Raw genomic sequence first — 19,151 nt, forward strand, 5'->3', positions numbered from 1 at the left:
TTGCTGCAGATAACAGAGATTGGAGCTAGCAGATGACTGTAAAAGTAACTGAACGCGACGATTCACATAAATCCCACGAGGGGGTAGCCGCCGGTATCCGGATCTGGGACGTGCATCAACAAGACCTGCTGGTCGGGATGTTCCACTGCGAAACCGATGCGCAAAACTACAAGGCCGAACTGGAAACCCTGGAGCAGCAACGCGAGTTACATTCCGCCTGAGAAAACTTGCAGGAGCGAGCTTGCTCGCGAAGAACCTGAGGGCGGCGCTGGTTTCAGACAGCGTGCGACATTCACGTTTTTCGCGAGCAAGCTCGCTCCTGCAAGTGTTACCACATCAGGTCATCAGGGATCTTATAGGCGGCGTACGGATCGTCCTCGGCAGCGACCTCTTCGGTCTGCACATTCAATTGCACGATGCGCTGTGGGTCGCGTTCCTGAATCTTCAGTGCCGCCTCGCGCGGAATCACTTCGTAGCCGCCAGCGTGATGCACGATGGCCAGCGAACCGCTGCTGAGCTTGTTACGCATCAGGGTGTTGACGCAGATGCGCTTGACCTTCTTGTCGTCGACGAAGTTGTAGTAGTCCTCGGTCGTCAATTTCGGCAGGCGCGAGACTTCGATCAATTGCTTGACCTGCGCGGCACGGGCCTTGGCCTCGGCCTTCTCCTGCTGCTGGCGGTTGAGTTCCTGGTCGCGCTTGACCTTCTCGGCCATGGCTTCCTGCGCCGCGCGCTGCTGGGAGTCATCCAGCTCGATCTGGCCTTTGTGGGCCAGGCGTTGTTGTTTCTGCTTGTCTTTGCTGACCTGCTTGGCCTGCTTCTGGTTGACCAGCCCTGCTTTGAGCAACTGGTCGCGAAGGGAAATGCTCATGGTGCTTATTACTCACTTAGGCCACTGCTCAACCGCAGCTGGGCAAATTCTTTTCCTGACGTTTGGCTTCGCCCCACAAGGCGTCCAACTCTTCGAGGGTGCAATCTTCCATGGGACGGCGGGTGTCGCGCAATGCCTGTTCGATAAAACGAAAGCGTCGTTCAAACTTGCCATTGGCGCCACGCAGTGCGGTTTCCGGATCGACCTTGAGATGCCGCGCCAGATTGACCACGGAAAACAGCAGATCGCCGATCTCGTCGGCCACGGCTTCGGGATCGTTTTCCGACATCGCTTCGAGGACTTCATCAAGCTCTTCACGCACTTTATCGAGCACCGGCAAGGCGTCTGGCCAGTCGAACCCGACCTGCCCCGCGCGCTTCTGCAGCTTTGCCGAACGGGACAATGCTGGCAGTGCGGCGGGAACATCATCGAGCAACGACAGCTGTTCGGGCGCTGAAGATTTCTCCGCGCGCTCCTCGGCCTTGATCTCTTCCCAACGCCGCTTGACCTGCTCTTCACTCAAGCGCGGAACATCCAGTGGCGCATACAGGTCACCCGTGGGGAACACGTGGGGATGACGGCGGATCAGCTTGCGGGTGATGCCGTCGACCACGCCGGCGAACTCGAAGCGCCCCTCTTCCCGAGCCAACTGGCTGTAATAAACCACCTGGAACAACAGATCGCCCAGCTCACCCTGCAAGTGATCGAGGTCGCCGCGCTCGATGGCGTCGGCGACTTCGTAGGCTTCTTCGAGGGTGTGCGGGACGATGGTGGCCCAGGTTTGCTTGAGATCCCACGGGCAACCGTACTGCGGGTCGCGCAGGCGGTTCATCAGGTGCAGTAAATCTTCAAGTGAATACATCAATCTGTCTCTGCCTGCTCTCTGTAGGAGCGAGCTTGCTCGCGATGGACGTTAACGATGACGCGTGCAATCTGGATCAACGCGCCGTCCTCTGGTTCATCGCGAGCAAGCTCGCTCCTACAGTAAAGCCCTCTCGCCTCATGGCGTACGGTTACGCCGGGTTTCGATGATGTTCGGCAACTGGGAAATCCGCCCCAGCAACCGCCCCAATGCGTCCAGTCCCGGAATCTCGATGGTCAGGGACATCAGCGCGGTGTTGTCCTCCTTGTTCGAGCGGGTGTTGACCGCCAGCACGTTGATCCGCTCATTGAGCAGCACCTGCGAGACGTCACGCAGCAGACCGGAACGGTCGTAGGCGCGGATGACGATGTCCACCGGATAGGTGAGCACCGGCACCGGCCCCCAGCTGACCTGGATGATTCGCTCGGGCTCGCGCCCGGCCAGCTGCAGCACCGAGGCGCAGTCCTGGCGGTGAATGCTCACTCCGCGACCTACAGTGATGTAACCGACGATTGCATCGCCCGGCAACGGCTGGCAGCAGCCGGCCATCTGGGTCATCAGGTTGCCGACACCCTGTATCTGGATATCGCCGCGCTTGCCCGGCTTGTAGCCGGTGGCCTTGCGTGGAATCAGCTCCAGCTGCTCGTTGCCACGCTCCGGCTCGACCAGTTGCTGCGCCAGGTTGACCAGTTGCGCCAGGCGCAGATCCCCGGCACCGAGGGCGGCGAACAGGTCTTCGGCGGTTTTCATGTTGGCCTTGTCGGCCAGCTTGTCGAAATCCACCGCGGGCAGGCCGAGGCGATTGAGCTCGCGCTCCAGCAGCGTTTTACCGGCCGCGACGTTCTGGTCACGGGCCTGCAACTTGAACCAGTGAACGATCTTCGCCCGCGCCCGGGATGTGGTGACGTAACCCAGGTTCGGGTTCAGCCAGTCGCGGCTCGGGGTGCCGTGCTTGCTGGTGATGATCTCGACCTGTTCACCGGTTTGCAGGCTGTAATTGAGCGGCACGATGCGCCCGTTGATCTTGGCGCCGCGGCAGTTGTGACCGATTTCGGTGTGTACGCGGTAGGCGAAGTCCAGCGGCGTCGCCCCCTTGGGCAAGTCGATGGCGTGACCGTCCGGGGTAAAGATGTAGACCCGGTCGGGCTCGATATCGACCCGCAGCTGTTCCGCCAGGCCACCGATGTCACCCAGCTCTTCGTGCCATTCGAGTACCTGGCGCAGCCAGGAGATTTTCTCTTCGTAGTGATTGGAGCCGGACTTGACGTCGGTGCCCTTGTAGCGCCAGTGCGCGCACACACCGAGTTCGGCTTCTTCGTGCATCGCATGGGTGCGGATCTGCACTTCCAGCACCTTGCCCTCGGGCCCGATCACCGCCGTGTGCAGCGAGCGATAGCCGTTTTCCTTGGGGTTGGCGATGTAGTCGTCGAACTCTTTCGGAATGTGCCGCCACAGGGTATGGACGATGCCGAGCGCGGTGTAGCAATCGCGCATTTCCGGCACCAGCACGCGAACGGCTCGAACGTCGTAGATCTGGCTGAACTCCAGACCCTTGCGCTGCATTTTGCGCCAGATCGAATAGATGTGTTTGGCCCGGCCGCTGATGTCGGCATCGACGCCGGTGGCCTGCAATTCGTTTTTCAGCTGGCTCATCACGTCGCTGATGAAGCGCTCGCGATCCAGGCGCCGCTCGTGGAGCAACTTGGCGATCTGCTTGTACTGGTCCGGCTCCAGGTAACGGAAGGACAAGTCCTCCAGCTCCCACTTGATGTGACCGATACCCAGGCGATGGGCCAGTGGCGCGTAGATGTCGAAGACTTCACGGGCGACGCGGTTGCGTTTTTCGTCGTCGGCGGTCTTCACCGCACGGATGGCGCAAGTACGCTCGGCCAGTTTGATCAGGGCGACGCGAACGTCGTCGACCATGGCCACCAGCATCTTGCGCAGGTTTTCCACCTGGCCCTGGGTGCCCATCACCAAGGATTTGCGCGGACTCAGGCTGTCGCTGATCGCCGCCATGCGTTGCACGCCGTCGATGAGTTTGGCCACCACCGGGCCGAAACGCTGGCTGACCGCCGGCAACGGGATCTGGCCTTCGCGCACGCCCCGGTACAGGACCGCGGCGACCAGTGAGTCCTGATCGAGTTTGAGATCGGCGAGAATCTCGGCGATCTCAAGGCCGGTACGGAACGTGGAGTTCCCTTCCGACCAGAGATTCTGTGCCGCATTGGCTTGTTGTTCGGCCTCGCGAGCGTACTCGCAGGCCTCTTTCAAGGCTTCGCGATCCAGTGCCAGATCGACACTCACCGCGTGATCGAGCCAAGCCTCGAGATTGATACTGCCGTCGGTGTTGATCGGCTGGTGTGCTCTCACCTGTACCATCTTGCTTACCTTCCCTACGACGCAGATTCAATGCGTCAATTCGCTGACCTTCGTTACCCATGCGCCCACGTCGGGCTGGTGCGCGGCTGCACGGGCGGGCCAGTCGGACCAGACGAGCATCCTAGCTCGCTTCAAATAACGCCATGGCCTCGACATGTGCCGTTTGAGGAAACATATCGAGAATCCCGGCACGTTTTAACCGGTAGCCCTGCTTGATCAATTCGACCGTGTCACGCGCCAGAGTGGCCGGGTTGCACGACACGTACACCAACCGTTCGGCGCCCAGGGTCTTGAGCTTGTGAACAACCTCGAAAGCACCGTCACGCGGTGGGTCCAAGAGTACCGCACAAAAGCCTTCGGCGGCCCATTCGGCGTCCGTCAAAGGCTGGGATAAATCGGCGTGAAAAAACTTCGCGTTATGCAGATTATTGCTAGCTGCATTCGCCGCTGCCCGATCGACCATCACCCGCACACCTTCGACCGCTACCACTTCGCGAGCGGCCTTGGCCAGTGGCAAGGCAAAGTTGCCCAGGCCACAGAACAGATCGAGTACGCGCTCATCTGCTGTCGGCTTCAACCAGTCCAGCGCCTGGGCGACCATCGCTTCATTGACTGCGGCGTTGACCTGGATGAAATCCCCTGGACGGTATGCCAGCTCCAGACCCCACTGTTCAAGACGATAGCCCAACGACCGATCGGCCTCGACCGGCTGCGGTTCACCGTCGCCATGCAGCCACAACTGGGCTTCGTGGAACGCGCAGAAATCCTTGAGGATCGTCAGGTCGGCGTCGGACAACGGCGCCATGTGCCGCAACAAAACCGCCAACGTCGAGCCGCTGAACAACTCCACATGCCCGAGTGCCTGAGGTTTGCTCAAGCGCCGCAGCATCTCCGGCAGGCGGGCCATGATGGGTTGCAAGGGCTGTACCAGCACCGGGCAATCATCGATGCCAACGATGTCCTGGCTGCCGGCGGCGCGGAACCCGACTTCGAGTTTCTTCGCCTTCATGTCCCAGCGCACCGCCACACGGGCGCGACGACGGTAGCCGAATTCCGGACCGGTCAATGGTTCGGCCCACTCCTCGGGCGCGACACCGGCGATCTTGGACAATTGCTCGGCGAGCATGCGCTGTTTCAGGGCGAGTTGTTCGTTATGGGGCAAATGCTGCACGCTGCAGCCGCCGCAACGGCCGGCATGGGCGCACGGCGCCGGGCGGCGCAATTCGCTGGCTTTGAACACCCGCTCGGTCCGCGCCTCGACCACTTTGCCGTGGGCACCGAGTACGCGAGCCTCGATTTCTTCGCCGGCCAACGCACCGATGACGAACCAGGTACGACCTTCGAAAAACGCGATGCCGCGACCGTCATTGGCCAGGCGCTCGATGGTCAGGCGCTGTTTTTTGCCGGTCGGGATTTGCGGGGCCTTGCTGCCGCCGGTGGGCTGGAAGCGCAGGCCTCTTTCATGTTTGGCCATCAGTTGGGCGCGTCGAAAATGCCGGTCGACAAGTAACGGTCGCCGCGGTCGCAGATGATCGCGACGATCACCGCGTTTTCAACTTCTCTGGACAGGCGCAGCATTGCCGCCACGGCGCCGCCCGAGGACACGCCACAGAAAATGCCTTCTTCGCGGGCCAGACGACGGGTCACGTCTTCGGCTTCGCTTTGGGCCATGTCGACGATCCGGTCCACGCGGTCAGCCTGGTAGATCTTCGGCAGGTATTCCTGAGGCCAGCGGCGGATACCCGGGATCGCCGAACCTTCCATCGGTTGCAGGCCGATGATCTGCACGTTGTCGTTCTGCTCTTTCAAGTAGCGCGACACGCCCATGATGGTCCCGGTAGTGCCCATGGAACTGACGAAATGGGTAATGGTGCCCTGGGTCTGGCGCCAGATTTCCGGGCCAGTGGTGGTGTAGTGCGCCTCGGGATTGTCACCGTTGGCGAACTGATCCAGCACTTTGCCGCGACCCTCGGCTTCCATCTTCTGCGCGAGGTCACGGGCGCCTTCCATGCCCTGTTCCTGGCTGACCAGAATCAGCTCGGCGCCATAGGCCGTCATGGCCGCCTTGCGCTCGGCGCTGGAGTTGTCCGGCATGATCAGGATCATCCTGTAACCCTTGATCGCGGCGGCCATGGCCAAGGCGATTCCGGTGTTGCCCGACGTCGCTTCGATCAGCGTATCGCCAGGATGGATCTGCCCGCGCAGTTCGGCGCGAGTGATCATCGACAGCGCCGGACGGTCCTTGACCGAACCCGCCGGGTTGTTCCCTTCGAGCTTGAGCAAAAGGGTATTGCTGGTGGCGCCGGGCAGGCGCTGCAAACGAACCAGCGGAGTGTTGCCGACGCAATCGGCGATGGTTGGGTACTGCAAGGTCATGGCGTATTCGCAATCCAGACTGCGGGGGCGTCTATCATACCGGCAAACGTTCGCAGGCCATATCACGCAAAGTATGGTGCTTATGGCTTATGGGAATAAGCCCGGGTTTATTGGTGTGTGGAAGGGCCTCATCGCGAGCAGGCTCGCTCCTACAGGGGGTTGAGGTGATCACACATTTTTCGGTTGAAACACGGTCAATGTAGGAGCGAGCCTGCTCGCGATGACGTTGTCACTGGCACCGCCATCATCCGCCATCATCCGCCAACAAGCGCATATTCAAGCGCAACCCGGTCCCGGTGTTCTGCGCCCAAAGCTGTCCACCCTGACGCTGCACCGCGTTCCGGGCAATGCTCAAGCCCAGTCCGAATCCACCGTCCCCCGGCCGCGAACCGTCGAGTCGGGTGAACGGCAGGAAGATCCGTTCCAGATCCGCTTGCGCCACACCATCGCCCTGATCCTCCAGCCACAGGTGCCAGAAATCGCCATCACGCTGGCCACCCAGCTGGACAATGCCGCCCGCCGGCGAATGACGAATGGCATTGCGCAGAATGTTTTCCAACGCCTGGGCCAGGGTGTTGAGATGACCGCGAACCCAACAGGATGAATCCACCGCGCATTGCAACTGCGAATTGGGCCAGCCACTTTCATAGCAGGCATTCTCCGTGAGCATTTCCCACAGGGCCTGGATCTGGATCGCTTCGTCGGGCAACCGGGTGCGCTCGGTATCGAGCCAGGCCAGCTGCAACGTGTCTTCCACCAGGCGCTGCATGCCATCGACCTCACGGCCGATGCGTTCGCGCAATGGCTCCAGCCCCTGCTCGCTTTCACTGGCCACCCGCAAGCGGCTCAAAGGCGTACGCAATTCGTGGGACAAGTCGCGCAGCAGTTGCTGCTGCAAGGCCACGGTGCTTTGCAGGCGTTCGGACATATGGTCGAACGCCCGCCCCAGCTCACCCAATTCATCGCAACGATTGGTGGTGCGGCTCGACAGGCGCACATTCAGTTGGTCGGCACGCCAGGCGTTGGCCTGCTCACGTAAGTGATTGAGTGGCACCACCAGCAATCGGTAGAGTCCGACGCACAGCAGCAAAGTGAACAACCCCGGAATCACGCCGTTGGTGATCACCCGCCAGAACACCCGGTATTGCCCAGGCAGAAAGCGTTCGGGCAGTTCGATCACCAGGCTGCCGGCGGACGGGTCGCCGGGAAACGGCACGCGCATCCAGGGCCGGCCTTTCTTGTGGATGGGCCAATCGAGGCCGCGCAAAAAAGTCAGGCGTTCGACTTCCTTGTCCGTCAGCGATTGGTTGCTCAAGGACTGCAAATCACCGCCGATGACACCGACCCAGCCGTATTCCCGCTGTCGCATGCCTTGCAGCCAGTGATCGACACCGGCGCTCTGGTGCTGCCGCCAAGCCTGCTCGGCTTCGGCGGCGTAGCGCGTCAGGGTGCCGCGGGCCTCATCGGAGAGGAACTGGTTGCGCTGCTCCATGTAACGCCCCCAGGACCAACTCAACCAGATCATCAGCAGACAGAAAGCGACCAATAGACAAGCCAGTTTCCAGAACAGCGAATGCCTGCCCGGCAAGTTACATTTCATCGACGGCGCTCAGGATGTAACCCTTGCCCCATACCGTACGCACTTCACGCTCGGTGTAGCCAATGGCCTTGAGCTTGCGGCGGATCTGGCTGATGTGCATGTCCAGGCTGCGGTCATGGGCCGCATAACCGCGTTGCAGCACCTGTTGATAGAGGAAGGCTTTGCTCAGGACTTCGTCGGCGCTGCGGTGCAGCGTCTCCAGCAGCCGATACTCGCTGCGGGTCAGGCCGCCAGCCTGTTCGCCATAAAACACCTCGAAGCTTTCATCGTCGAAACGCAGGCTGTCCATCGAAGGGGCCGGCACGGCGGGCGCAGGCCGGCGGTCGAATGCCACCCGCCGCAGAATGGCTTCGATGCGCACCCGCAACTCCACCATGCTGAAGGGCTTTGGCAGGTAATCATCGGCCCCCAGGCGAAAGCCGCTGATGCGATCGGCCTCGGCACCGAGGGCCGACATCAGCAACACCGGGGTGGAATGGCTCTGGCGCAATTGAGTCAATACCGCCAGGCCGTCCATGCCTGGCAGCAGGATATCCATCAACACCACGTCGAAAGGCTGCCGGCGGGCAATGTCCAGGCCTTCCTGGCCGTTCTGGCACCAGGTCACCTGGAAGCCGCTGCGGTCCAGGTGCTCGTGAACGTAGGCGCCGAGCACAAGGTCGTCTTCGATGGACAGGATTCGAGGGAGGCCAGCTGTGATGGGAGTCATGACTATCTGCAAATAATTCTCAGTTGAGCGATTATTCAAGATTGCCTCGCCAGGGGCAACCCACGGTTTGTCCGTATCGCCAAAGAGTCGTCCGGGCCGACGAATGACTGCACCATTTTTACGAAGATTGCCCGCGAGCAAATCGCTACACTGCGCAAGTGGTGCATGGCGGATGCATGTACGGGCCTATGAATAGCGGGATGCAGGAGAGTTGCGTGCTCAAGAAACTGGGAATCAAAGGCCGCGTGCTGTTGCTGACCCTGTTGCCCACCAGCCTGATGGCGTTGGTGCTGGGGGGTTATTTTACCTGGATGCAACAGGCTGACCTGCAAACCCAGCTTATGCAGCGTGGCGAAATGATCGCCGAGCAGTTGGCTCCATTGACGGCGCCAGCCATGGGCCACCAGGACAACGAACTGCTCGAACGCATCGCCACCCAGGCCCTTGAACAAACCGACGTACGGGCCGTGACCTTCCTGGCTCCCGACCGCACCTTGCTGGCCCACGCCGGCCCGACCATGCTCAATCAGACGCCCTCTGGCAGTGGCACGCAGATGCTGCGCAGCAGCGGCAGCGATGCGACCCGCTATCTGCTGCCGGTGTTCGGTAAACACCGCAACCTGGCCGGAGACGTGATTCCCGAAGAAGCAGACCGCCTGCTCGGCTGGGTCGAGCTCGAACTGTCCCATAACGGCATGCTGTTGCGCGGTTACCGCAGCCTGTTCGCCAGCCTGATGTTGATCGCTACGGGACTGATCGGTGCGGCACTGCTGGCCCTGCGCATGGGGCGCACGATCAATCGGCCGTTGAGCCAGATCAAGCAGGCCGTGGCCCAACTCAAGGACGGCCACCTGGAGACCCGCTTGCCGCCCCTCGGCAGCCAGGAACTGGATGAGCTGGCTTCCGGCATCAACCGCATGGCCGGCACCCTGCAAAATGCCCAGGAAGAATTGCAGCACAGCATCGACCAGGCCACCGAAGACGTGCGCCAGAATCTGGAAACCATCGAGATCCAGAACATCGAGCTGGATCTGGCGCGCAAGGAGGCCCTGGAAGCGAGCCGGATCAAGTCCGAATTCCTGGCCAACATGAGCCATGAAATCCGCACGCCGCTCAATGGCATTCTCGGCTTCACCCACCTGTTGCAAAAAAGCGAGCTCACCCCACGCCAGCTCGACTACCTGGGCACCATCGAAAAATCCGCCGACAGCCTGCTGGGCATCATCAACGAGATTCTCGACTTCTCGAAAATCGAAGCTGGCAAGCTGGTGCTCGACCATATTCCGTTCAACCTGCGCGACCTGCTCCAGGACACCTTGACCATCCTCGCCCCGGCCGCCCACGCCAAGCAGCTGGAACTGGTGAGCCTGGTGTATCGGGACACGCCGCTGTCACTGGTGGGCGACCCGCTGCGGCTCAAGCAGATCCTGACGAACCTGGTGAGCAATGCGATCAAGTTCACCCGCGAAGGCACCGTCGTCGCCCGCGCCATGCTCGAAGAAGAACACGAAGACACCGTGCAGCTGCGCATCAGCATTCAGGACACCGGCATCGGCCTGTCGAACCAGGACGTACGCGCCCTGTTCCAGGCCTTCAGTCAGGCCGACAACTCGCTGTCGCGGCAACCGGGCGGCACTGGCCTGGGTCTGGTGATTTCCAAACGCCTGATCGAACAGATGGGCGGCGAGATCGGCGTCGACAGCACGCCGGGGGAAGGGTCGGAGTTCTGGATCAGCCTGAGCCTGCCCAAAGCCCGCGACGATGCCGAAGACCTGCCCGCCGCGCCGCTGCTCGGGCGCCGGGTGGCGGTGCTGGAAAACCACGAACTGGCCCGGCAGGCGTTGCAGCATCAACTGGAAGACTGTGGCCTCGACACCACACCGTTCAACACCCTGGAAAGCCTGACCAATGGTGTCACCGCCGCCCACCAGACCGATCAGGCGATCGAACTTGCAGTGCTCGGCATCACCAGCAACGACATGCCGCCGGAACGCCTCAACCAGCACATCTGGGACCTCGAGCATCTTGGCTGCAAAGTGCTGGTGCTGTGCCCGACCACGGAACAGACGCTGTTCCATCTTTCCGTGCCCAACCCCCACAGCCAGCTCCAGGCGAAACCGGCCTGTACCCGCAAGTTGCGACGCGCCCTGTCTGATCTGGTCAACCCGCGCCCGATGCGCAGCGAGCCGGGCGAGCCGTTGTCCAGCCGTGCACCGAAGGTGCTTTGCGTCGACGACAATCCGGCCAACCTGATGCTGGTGCAGACCCTGCTCGAAGACATGGGCGCCAATGTGCTCGCCGTGGAAAGCGGTTTTGCCGCCATCAAGGCGGTGCAGAAAGAGTCATTCGATCTGGTGTTGATGGACGTGCAGATGCCCGGCATGGACGGCCGCCAGAGTACCGAGGCGATCCGCCAATGGGAAAGCGAACGCCATTGCACGCCGCTGCCGATCGTGGCCCTCACCGCCCACGCCATGGCCAACGAAAAACGCGCGATGCTGCAAAGCGGCATGGACGACTACCTGACCAAACCGATCAGCGAACGGCAATTGGCGCAGGTGGTGCTGAAATGGAGCGGCCTGGCGCTGCGCAATCACCGCCCGGAGCGCTCCGGCGATGGGCATGCTGGCGCCCATGACCTGTTGGTCCTCGACCACGACGAAGGATTGCGCCTGGCCGCCGGCAAGGCTGATCTGGCGGCGGACATGCTGGCGATGCTGCTGGCGTCCCTGGAGGCTGACCGCGAAGCCATCCGCCTCGCTCGGCAAAGCAACGACCACAACGCCCTGATCGAACGGGTCCATCGCCTGCATGGCGCGACGCGTTACTGCGGCGTACCGCAATTGCGTGCGGCCTGCCAACGCAGCGAAACCCTGCTCAAGCAACGGGACCCGAATGCCAGCGTGGCACTGGAGGAGCTCGACCGGGCGATCAATCGCCTGGCGGCCCAGGCGCGCATGAATGCTTGATGCAGCGCAACTGCGTCAATCAGACATCAGCGTAAGCTCAGCGCAAACCCTGTAGGAGCTGGCTTGCCAGCGAAGAGGATCTTAAACCCTGTGCTGTCTTTGAGGCCGCCTTCGCTGGCAAGTCGGATCGCCGCACCGCAACTCCTACAGAAACGGGAGAGAGGACATCATGCGTACGATTTTTTTCAGCAGCCAAAACTACGACCGCGACAGTTTTCTCGCGGCCGGGCAACCGGCGGGCATCGAGCTGCACTTTCAGCCTGCGCGCCTGAGCCTGGACACGGTGGCGCTCGCCCATGGGTATGAAGCGGTCTGTGCGTTCATCAATGATGACCTCGGCGCGGCGGTGCTCGAGCGCCTTGCCGCCGCAGGCACACGCCTGATCGCACTGCGCTCGGCCGGTTACAACCACGTCGACTTGCCGACGGCAAAGCGCCTGGGACTGGCCATCGTGCGCGTCCCGGCCTATTCGCCCCACGCCGTGGCCGAACACGCGGTGGCGCTGATCCTCGCGCTCAACCGCCGCTTGCCCCGCGCCTACAACCGCACTCGCGAAGGGGATTTCAGATTGCAGGGGCTGACCGGTTTCGATCTGGCGGGCAAGACCGTCGGCGTGGTCGGCACCGGTCAGATCGGTGCCACCTTCGCCAAAATCATGAGCGGATTTGGCTGCCAGTTACTGGCCTATGACCCCTACCCCAACCCGCAGGTCGAAGCCCTCGGCGCCCGCTACCTGAGCCTGCCACAGCTGCTGGCCGAATCGCAGATCATCAGCCTGCACTGCCCGCTCAACGAACAGAGCAAGCACTTGATCAACCGCGAATCGCTGGCGCACATGCAACCGGGTGCAATGCTGATCAATACCGGGCGTGGCGGCCTGGTGGACACCCCGGCGCTGATCGATGCCCTGAAAGACGGTCGCCTGGGTTACCTGGGCCTGGATGTGTATGAAGAAGAGGCGCAGTTGTTCTTCGAGGACCGCTCGGACCTGCCGTTGCAAGACGATGTACTGGCCCGGTTGCTGACCTTCCCTAACGTGATCGTCACCGCGCACCAGGCCTTTCTGACCCGCGAAGCCCTGGACGCGATTGCCGCCACCACGTTGCACAACATCGCCGCCTGGGCGGCGGGCACACCGCAGAATCAGGTGACGGGAGACTGAAACGGATCGAAGGTCATCTGCCTGCGCGATGCCGCGTGCAAGCCCGTGCTAGCATATCGCGCATATTTGGAGGACCCATGGTCGAACACGATTTCCGCTACAGCCTGATGAACCCGCAACACACCCTCACCGAATGCCGCGCCCTGGTGCCGGGGCGTTATCAGGTCACCGGCAACGGTGGCTCGATTCGCAACAACGACGTGCTGGTCGTGACCCTCAAGGGTGCCAAGGACTTGTCCATGCGCCTGACCGTCGAAACGGTTCGCCACCTGATCAACCCGCCCGGTCAATGGGTCGCGGTGGCCAGTGGCCCGGTATTCGGCGAACTGGCTATTCATACCTGGCAGGTGAACTGTGACAGCTGCGCCAAAGAGCTGAGCTTCGAGTTCGCCGTCGATGCCAAGCTGGGCAACAAGGCCGAAAAGCCTGCCGCCACTGCGCGGATTGCCGAGCTGGGCTGGACCGCCGTTGGCGAGAAACACCTGTGCCCGAAATGCCAGGAGCCTGCTTGATGAAACGCCTCGCTCTGAGCGCGATGGCCGGTGCCAGCCTGCTGGGCTGCGCCGCCGAGCCGGTGCAGTTGCAACAAAACCGCAGCTACATTCTGGAATGGATCGGCGAGCGGCCGTTGATGGACTACAGCCACCTGACCATCACCTTCGCTGAAGACGGCAGGGCCTATGGCAATGGTGGCTGTAACCACTGGTTCGCACCGTACACCCTCGATGGCGACAAACTGACTTTCGGCAAAGTCGGCAGCACCCGCAAACTGTGTGCACCGGCGCTGATGGAACAGGAAAAACGCTTCCTTCAGGCCCTGGAAAACGTCCAGCGCTGGGACGTCTCCCCGATCGAGCAGATTCGCTTCTGGCCAGCCGAAGGCAAGCCGCTGCGTTGGTGGCTTGAGGAGGGTTGATCCCCTGAAAGATCGCAGCCTGCGGCAGCTCCTACCAGGTGTACGACAATCCATGTAGGAGCTGCCGCAGGCTGCGATCTTTTTGCTTTAATTTTTAGCCTGCAACGCCTCAAGCTTCGCCATCACCCCCGCCGCCGTCTGCTCCCCCATCAACTGCTCACGCACCTTGCCCTTGTTATCGATGATGTACGTCACCGGCAACGCCTCGCTGCGCGGCAGCTCGAACAGTTCGGTAGGGTCCTGCGCCAGCACGGTGAACCTGATTCCCAGCTTCTCGCTCGCGCCCTTCAGCTCTTGCCCCTGGACGTTGTCGAAGTTGACCCCGAACACGCCGATTTTCTTGTCCTTGAGCTGCTCGGCCAAGGCATTCAACTCCGGGATCTCGGTACGGCAAGGCCCGCACCATTCTGCCCAGTAGTTGAGTACCAGCCATTTGCCGTCCAGTCGGTCGGCGGCGATCTTGTGGCCGTCCTGGTCGATGCCATAGTCATTCCCGCAGCCCCCCAGCATCAACGCACCGATGATCGCCAATGCCGCTGCCAGTCGCCTTGTCATGTCGTGTTCCTTGTCAAAAATTGAATGCGCCTGCGACCCATCGCCTCTCACGGTTCTGGATTGCGCGCTGCACAGTTAGAATAGCCGCCACCTTACGCAAGATGCGACCCGCTCATGACCGATCTGACGCTTTATCACAACCCGCGCTGCTCGAAATCCCGCGGTGCGCTCGAACTGCTTGAAGCCCGTGGCCTGACGCCTACCGTGGTCCGTTACCTGGACACTCCGCTGGACGCCGCGCAAATCCAGAGCCTGCTGGGCAAACTCGGGATCAGCGCCCGGCAATTGCTACGCACCGGCGAGGACGAGTACAAAACCCTCGGCCTGGCCGACAACAGCCTGAGCGAAGCGCAATTGATCGCCGCTATCGCCGCCCACCCGAAACTGATGGAGCGACCGATTCTCGAAGTCGGTGACAAAGCCATCATCGGCCGCCCACCGGAGCAGATCCTGGAACTGTTGCCATGAGTGCACCGTACATTCTGGTTCTGTACTACAGCCGCAGCGGTTCGACCAACGAAATGGCCCGGCAGATTGCCCGCGGTGTCGAACAGGCCGGACTTGAAGCGCGCCTGCGCACGGTGCCGGCGATCTCGACCGAATGCGAAGCCGTGTCTGCGCAGATTCCCGACGAAGGCGCGCTGTACGCCAGCCTCGACGACCTGAAGAACTGCGCAGGCCTGGCACTCGGCAGCCCGACCCGCTTCGGTAACATGGCCGCACCGCTCAAGTACTTCCTCGACGGCACCAGCAACCTGTGGCTGACCGGCGCCCTTGTGGGTAAACCGGCGGGGGTATTCACCTCCACCGCGAGCCTGCACGGCGGCCAGGAAACCACGCTGCTGTCGATGATGCTGCCGTTGCTGCACCACGGCATGCTGATCACCGGCCTGCCATACAGTGAAGCGGCACTGCTGGAAACCCAGGGCGGCGGCACGCCATACGGCGCCAGCCACCATGCCGGTGCCGACGGCAAAAGCGGTCTGGATGCCCATGAAGTGGCGCTGTGCCGCGCGCTGGGTATGCGCCTGGCGAAGACTGCACAGAAACTGGAGAGCTGAGGTGGCAAAAAAGCCAAAGATTCTGCCTGCCCTCGAATGGCTCGAGCCACGCGTCAAGGCGATGCGTATCATCAGTCTGCTGTGCTTTTTCGGCCTGGTGGGATTGCTGTGCATCTATTACCTGTTGGTCGCCGACCTGCACGGCGCCCGGCCATGGGTGATTCTGTTGATCGAGCTGGTGCCGTTGCTGATACTGGCACCGGGGATGATCGTCGGCAGCCCACGCGGGCATTCGTGGATGTGCTTTGTGGTGAACCTGTATTTCATCAAGGGCGCATTGGCCGCGTATGACCCGAACCGGCAGATGTTCGGTTTGCTGGAGATGGGCGCAAGCCTGGCGGTGTTTTGCTCGGCGCTGTTGTATGTGCGGTGGCGGTATCAGTTGAACCGCAAGCTGGCTGGCGAGGGCGAAGTCAGCGTCGCCTGATAATCCGCCATCGCGAGCAGGCTCGCTCCCACACTGGATCTGTGTCATTCACAAATCCCTTGTGGGAGCGAGCCTGCTCGCGAAGGGGGCGACTCGGTCTCAATGATTGACTGTATAAGCCAGCATCATCGAAATCTGGCTCATCGGCCGCCCGCCACTTTCTTCATGCCACTGGTTGAACACGTCCTGCACCAACGCCAGGTCACGCAGGCTGCTCGGCACCTTGTCGATGATGTCCTGCGCATTCAGCGCCGCCACCACGTCATAGCTCGGTACAAAGGTGTCCTTGCCGATCATCCGCAAGAAGCGCGGGGCAGACAGACCCCCCAACTGATGTCCGCGTTTTTTCAGAAAGGTCCAGAGCCCGACGATATCGGTCACCGGCCAATCGGCGATCAGCGCGCCGAAGCTGCCCTTTTCATGGGCCACGTCCAGTATGAACTGCGCATTGCGCGGCACACTCTTGAGCTTGCCCAGGTGACGGATGATCCGCGTGTCCTGCATCAGCCGTTCCAGATGCTCGGCGCTCATCAGCACGACTTTTTCCGGGTCGAACTTGAAGAACACTTCTTCGAAGGCTGGCCACTTGGCATCCACCAGGCTGTGCTTGAGCCCGGCGCGGAATACCCGTAGTGCCATCGTCGAGAGGTAGCGATCGTCGCTGAGCTTGCGCAATTGTTCCGGGGTTTTGGGAACGGGCAGATGGGCTTCCAGTTCAGCCGCCGAACCGAAGCGGTTCAAACAGTACTCGTTCAGCCACTTGTAGTCGCGCATGCCCTCTCCTGAGGATTGAAACGAAGAACCCACATTTTGATCAGAGGTTGACCACGTTGACGAATCGCGAAGCCGCGCTTTCGTCGATCTTGAGGCTGGTGAAGTCGAACAGGTTGCGGTCCGCCAGTTGCGACGGGATCACGTTCTGCAGGCTGCGGAAAATGCTCTCGGTACGGCCCGGGGTCTTGCGCTCCCAGTCCAGCAGCATTTCCTTGACCACCTGACGCTGCAGGTTTTCCTGGGAGCCACAGAGATTGCACGGGATGATCGGGAATTGCTTGAAGTCCGAGTAGGCCTGGATGTCTTTTTCGTTGCAGTAGGCCAGCGGGCGGATCACCACGTTACGTCCATCGTCGGCGCGCAGCTTCGGTGGCATGGCCTTGAGCGACCCGTTGAAGAACATGTTCAGGAAGAACGTTTCGACAATGTCGTCACGGTGATGACCGAGGGCCATCTTGGTCGCGCCGATTTCATCGGCAAAGGTGTAGAGCGTTCCGCGACGCAGACGCGAGCACAGCGAGCAGGTGGTCTTGCCTTCCGGGATCAGCTCCTTGACCACCGAGTAAGTGTCTTTCTCGACGATGTGGTACTCGACACCCAGTTCCTTGAGGTAGGCCGGCAGCACGTGCTCCGGGAAGCCCGGCTGCTTCTGGTCCATGTTCACGGCCACGATCTCGAACTTGATCGGCGCGACCTTCTGCAAGTGCATCAGCACGTCGAGCATGGTGTAGCTGTCCTTGCCACCGGACAGGCAGACCATGACCTTGTCGCCGTCTTCAATCATGTTGAAATCGGCAACCGCCTCACCGGCCAGTCGGCGAAGGCGCTTTTGCAGTTTGTTCTGGTTGACCGTGAGAGTGCCCATGACGCGAAATCCGTGAGGTGTGACGAAAGGCGGGCATTTTACGCAAAAAATCGACCTGTAGGAGCTGCCGAAGGCTGCGATCTTTTGATTTTAATCTTCGGTGGCGCTGAAATTGCCAAAGATCAAAAGATCGCCCTAGCGCGGACCGAGCCTTCGGCAGCTCCTACAGACGCAACCGCGATTAGGCCTGGGGTTTACAGCGCGATTTGCTCTAAAGCCCCTACTCCCTCTGGGGAAACTCCTCCCTATACTGCGACATAAGGTCGTATACAAATTTCAGACCTGTGACTTGCTTGGCCGCATTGGCCTGTAGGCGCTCCACTGGGGGGCGACGGTAAAGACAAGAGGAGTGACTGGCATGATCCATCACGTAGTGGGGCTCTTCACCCACCCTGACCAAGAATGGAAAGAAATCCGTGGCGACCAGGAGGAAAGCATCGGCCACATGTACCTGACCCATACGCTGATCCTGGCGGCGATCCCCGCCGTGTCTGCCTTTATTGGCACCACACAGGTCGGCTGGGTCATCGGCAATCGGCCTCCCGTAATGCTGACCGTAGAAAGCGCGATATGGATGACCATCATGTCGTACCTGGCGATGCTCGGCGGTGTCGCGGTAATGGGCGCATTCATCCACTGGATGGCCCGCACCTATGACGCCAACCCAAGCCTGGCCCGCTGCATTGCGTTTGCCACCTACACCGCCACACCGCTGTTCATCGGTGGCCTCGCCGCCTTGTACCCGCACTTGTGGCTGGGAATGATCGTCGGCACCGCCGCCATCTGCTACACGGTGTACTTGCTGTACGTGGGCTTGCCGACATTCATGAACATTCCATCTGACGAAGGTTTCCTGTTTTCAAGTTCGGTGCTAGCCGTAGGCCTGGTGGTGCTGGTCGCCATCATGGCGTTCACCGTGATTGTCTGGGGACTCGGCGTGGGTCCGGTCTACACCAGTTAGCCGCTCATCACTGAAAATGAGAACTGCCGACAAAGGCCGCCGCAAGGCGGCCTTTTCATTCTTCAGCAACGAGAACGCACACGACCATTCGGCAACTTGGCGATTCGCAAGGCCCGAGGGTTGCGGCATACTCGACTGCTCTGGAGATCCATCAAGCATGCCCGAGCAACTCAATACCCGCGTCGAAGACTGTTTCCAACAAGCCGAATCCTTTTTCAAACGACCTTTCAAACGCCCCGTGGTGAGCCTCAAGCTGCGCGGGCAAAAAGCCGGTGTCGCGCATCTGCACGAGAACCTGCTGCGCTTCAATCCGCAGTTGTACCGGGAAAACACCGAAGACTTCCTCAAGCAGACCGTGGCCCATGAGGTCGCGCACCTGATCGCCCATCAGTTGTTCGGCGACCGCATTCAGCCCCATGGCGAAGAGTGGCAATTGATCATGCGCGGCGTGTACGAACTGCCGCCCAACCGCTGCCACACCTATGACGTCAAACGCCGCCGCGTGACCCGCTACATCTACAAATGCCCGTGCGCCGACAGCGACTTCCCGTTTTCCGCCCAGCGCCACAGCCTGGTTCGGCAAGGTCGGCGGTATTTGTGCCGGCGGTGTCGCCATACCTTGGTGTTCAGTGGGGAGATGCGGGTCGAGTAGTTGGATTTC

General features: G+C 61.1%; 20 protein-coding genes. 10 read left to right on the top strand and 10 right to left on the bottom strand.

What is annotated here, in order from left to right; all coding sequences use genetic code 11:
• The first annotated feature begins 32 nt into the window (after positions 1-32).
• The gene (locus KGA83_RS17845) at positions 33-221 is read left to right on the top strand and encodes a hypothetical protein (RefSeq protein WP_223530386.1); all 189 of its coding nucleotides are present in this window, start codon (positions 33-35) and stop codon (positions 219-221) included.
• Between the two features lie 107 nt (positions 222-328).
• Here the strand turns inward: KGA83_RS17845 and KGA83_RS17850 are convergent, their stop codons facing one another.
• The 7 genes from KGA83_RS17850 to KGA83_RS17880 all read right to left on the bottom strand — a co-directional run bounded on the left by KGA83_RS17850 (position 329) and on the right by KGA83_RS17880 (position 8,800).
• Positions 329-871 (bottom strand): DUF2058 domain-containing protein, encoded by a 543-nt coding sequence (locus tag KGA83_RS17850; protein WP_108215292.1) that lies wholly within the window; start codon positions 869-871, stop codon positions 329-331.
• Between the two features lie 28 nt (positions 872-899).
• The gene (gene mazG, locus KGA83_RS17855; RefSeq protein WP_108215291.1) at positions 900-1,733 is read right to left on the bottom strand and encodes a nucleoside triphosphate pyrophosphohydrolase; all 834 of its coding nucleotides are present in this window, start codon (positions 1,731-1,733) and stop codon (positions 900-902) included.
• 138 nt (positions 1,734-1,871) lie between these two features.
• Positions 1,872-4,115 carry a GTP diphosphokinase gene (gene relA / locus KGA83_RS17860; protein WP_108215290.1) on the bottom strand — a complete coding sequence of 748 codons (2,244 nt, stop codon included), beginning with the start codon at positions 4,113-4,115 and terminating at the stop codon, positions 1,872-1,874.
• Between the two features lie 121 nt (positions 4,116-4,236).
• Positions 4,237-5,589 (bottom strand): 23S rRNA (uracil(1939)-C(5))-methyltransferase RlmD, encoded by a 1,353-nt coding sequence (gene rlmD / locus KGA83_RS17865; protein WP_223530388.1) that lies wholly within the window; start codon positions 5,587-5,589, stop codon positions 4,237-4,239.
• Complete coding sequence (cysM, locus tag KGA83_RS17870; protein ID WP_108215288.1) at positions 5,589-6,491, bottom strand: cysteine synthase CysM; 903 nt, start codon at positions 6,489-6,491, stop codon at positions 5,589-5,591. The genes rlmD and cysM overlap by 1 nt, the downstream gene beginning before the upstream one ends.
• A gap of 244 nt (positions 6,492-6,735) precedes the next feature.
• Entirely contained in the window at positions 6,736-8,091 is a 1,356-nt protein-coding gene (locus tag KGA83_RS17875; RefSeq protein WP_411741912.1) for a histidine kinase sensor domain-containing protein, read from the bottom strand.
• On the bottom strand, positions 8,081-8,800 hold the full coding sequence (locus KGA83_RS17880) for a response regulator transcription factor (RefSeq protein WP_108215286.1): 720 nt from the start codon (positions 8,798-8,800) through the stop codon (positions 8,081-8,083). Before KGA83_RS17880 ends, KGA83_RS17875 begins: the two co-directional genes overlap by 11 nt.
• 215 nt (positions 8,801-9,015) lie before the next feature.
• Between KGA83_RS17880 and KGA83_RS17885 the strand changes: the two genes are divergently transcribed.
• From KGA83_RS17885 to KGA83_RS17900, 4 genes are all read left to right on the top strand, one after another.
• Positions 9,016-11,769: a response regulator gene (locus KGA83_RS17885; RefSeq protein WP_108215285.1), complete on the top strand. Its 2,754-nt coding sequence runs from the start codon at positions 9,016-9,018 to the stop codon at positions 11,767-11,769.
• A gap of 169 nt (positions 11,770-11,938) precedes the next feature.
• Positions 11,939-12,931 carry a 2-hydroxyacid dehydrogenase gene (locus tag KGA83_RS17890; RefSeq protein ID WP_108215284.1) on the top strand — a complete coding sequence of 331 codons (993 nt, stop codon included), beginning with the start codon at positions 11,939-11,941 and terminating at the stop codon, positions 12,929-12,931.
• 77 nt (positions 12,932-13,008) lie between these two features.
• Entirely contained in the window at positions 13,009-13,443 is a 435-nt protein-coding gene (locus tag KGA83_RS17895; protein ID WP_008051485.1) for a hypothetical protein, read from the top strand.
• Entirely contained in the window at positions 13,443-13,847 is a 405-nt protein-coding gene (locus KGA83_RS17900; RefSeq protein ID WP_108215283.1) for an META domain-containing protein, read from the top strand. Before KGA83_RS17895 ends, KGA83_RS17900 begins: the two co-directional genes overlap by 1 nt.
• Before the next feature lie 87 nt (positions 13,848-13,934).
• Here KGA83_RS17900 and KGA83_RS17905 read toward each other — a convergent pair whose 3' ends face one another.
• Positions 13,935-14,402, bottom strand: a complete 468-nt coding sequence (locus KGA83_RS17905) for a TlpA disulfide reductase family protein (protein WP_108215282.1) — start codon at positions 14,400-14,402, stop codon at positions 13,935-13,937.
• Positions 14,403-14,516: 114 nt separating this feature from the next.
• Here KGA83_RS17905 and arsC point away from each other — a divergent pair, with 114 nt between their 5' ends.
• From arsC to KGA83_RS17920, 3 genes are read left to right on the top strand one after another with little or no spacing between them, the layout of a single operon-like run.
• Positions 14,517-14,870, top strand: coding sequence for an arsenate reductase (glutaredoxin) (gene arsC, locus KGA83_RS17910; protein ID WP_223530391.1), 354 nt, complete (start codon positions 14,517-14,519; stop codon positions 14,868-14,870).
• Complete coding sequence (gene wrbA / locus KGA83_RS17915; RefSeq protein ID WP_218427344.1) at positions 14,867-15,463, top strand: NAD(P)H:quinone oxidoreductase; 597 nt, start codon at positions 14,867-14,869, stop codon at positions 15,461-15,463. The genes arsC and wrbA overlap by 4 nt, the downstream gene beginning before the upstream one ends.
• 1 nt (position 15,464) lies before the next feature.
• Positions 15,465-15,890 (top strand): DUF2069 domain-containing protein, encoded by a 426-nt coding sequence (locus KGA83_RS17920; RefSeq protein ID WP_115947293.1) that lies wholly within the window; start codon positions 15,465-15,467, stop codon positions 15,888-15,890.
• A gap of 99 nt (positions 15,891-15,989) precedes the next feature.
• On the opposite strand, the gene KGA83_RS17925 is transcribed toward KGA83_RS17920, so the two are convergent.
• Positions 15,990-16,664, bottom strand: coding sequence for a DNA-3-methyladenine glycosylase I (locus KGA83_RS17925; RefSeq protein WP_223530392.1), 675 nt, complete (start codon positions 16,662-16,664; stop codon positions 15,990-15,992).
• A 40-nt stretch (positions 16,665-16,704) separates the two neighbouring features.
• Complete coding sequence (gene ttcA, locus KGA83_RS17930; protein WP_115947295.1) at positions 16,705-17,529, bottom strand: tRNA 2-thiocytidine(32) synthetase TtcA; 825 nt, start codon at positions 17,527-17,529, stop codon at positions 16,705-16,707.
• Positions 17,530-17,887: 358 nt separating this feature from the next.
• Between ttcA and KGA83_RS17935 the strand changes: the two genes are divergently transcribed.
• On the top strand, positions 17,888-18,490 hold the full coding sequence (locus KGA83_RS17935) for a Yip1 family protein (protein ID WP_108215276.1): 603 nt from the start codon (positions 17,888-17,890) through the stop codon (positions 18,488-18,490).
• Between the two features lie 157 nt (positions 18,491-18,647).
• Complete coding sequence (locus KGA83_RS17940) at positions 18,648-19,142, top strand: SprT family zinc-dependent metalloprotease (protein ID WP_108215275.1); 495 nt, start codon at positions 18,648-18,650, stop codon at positions 19,140-19,142.
• Positions 19,143-19,151: the final 9 nt, after the last annotated feature.

Source organism: Pseudomonas sp. GL-R-19, from assembly GCF_019956375.1.
Lineage (GTDB): Bacteria > Pseudomonadota > Gammaproteobacteria > Pseudomonadales > Pseudomonadaceae > Aquipseudomonas.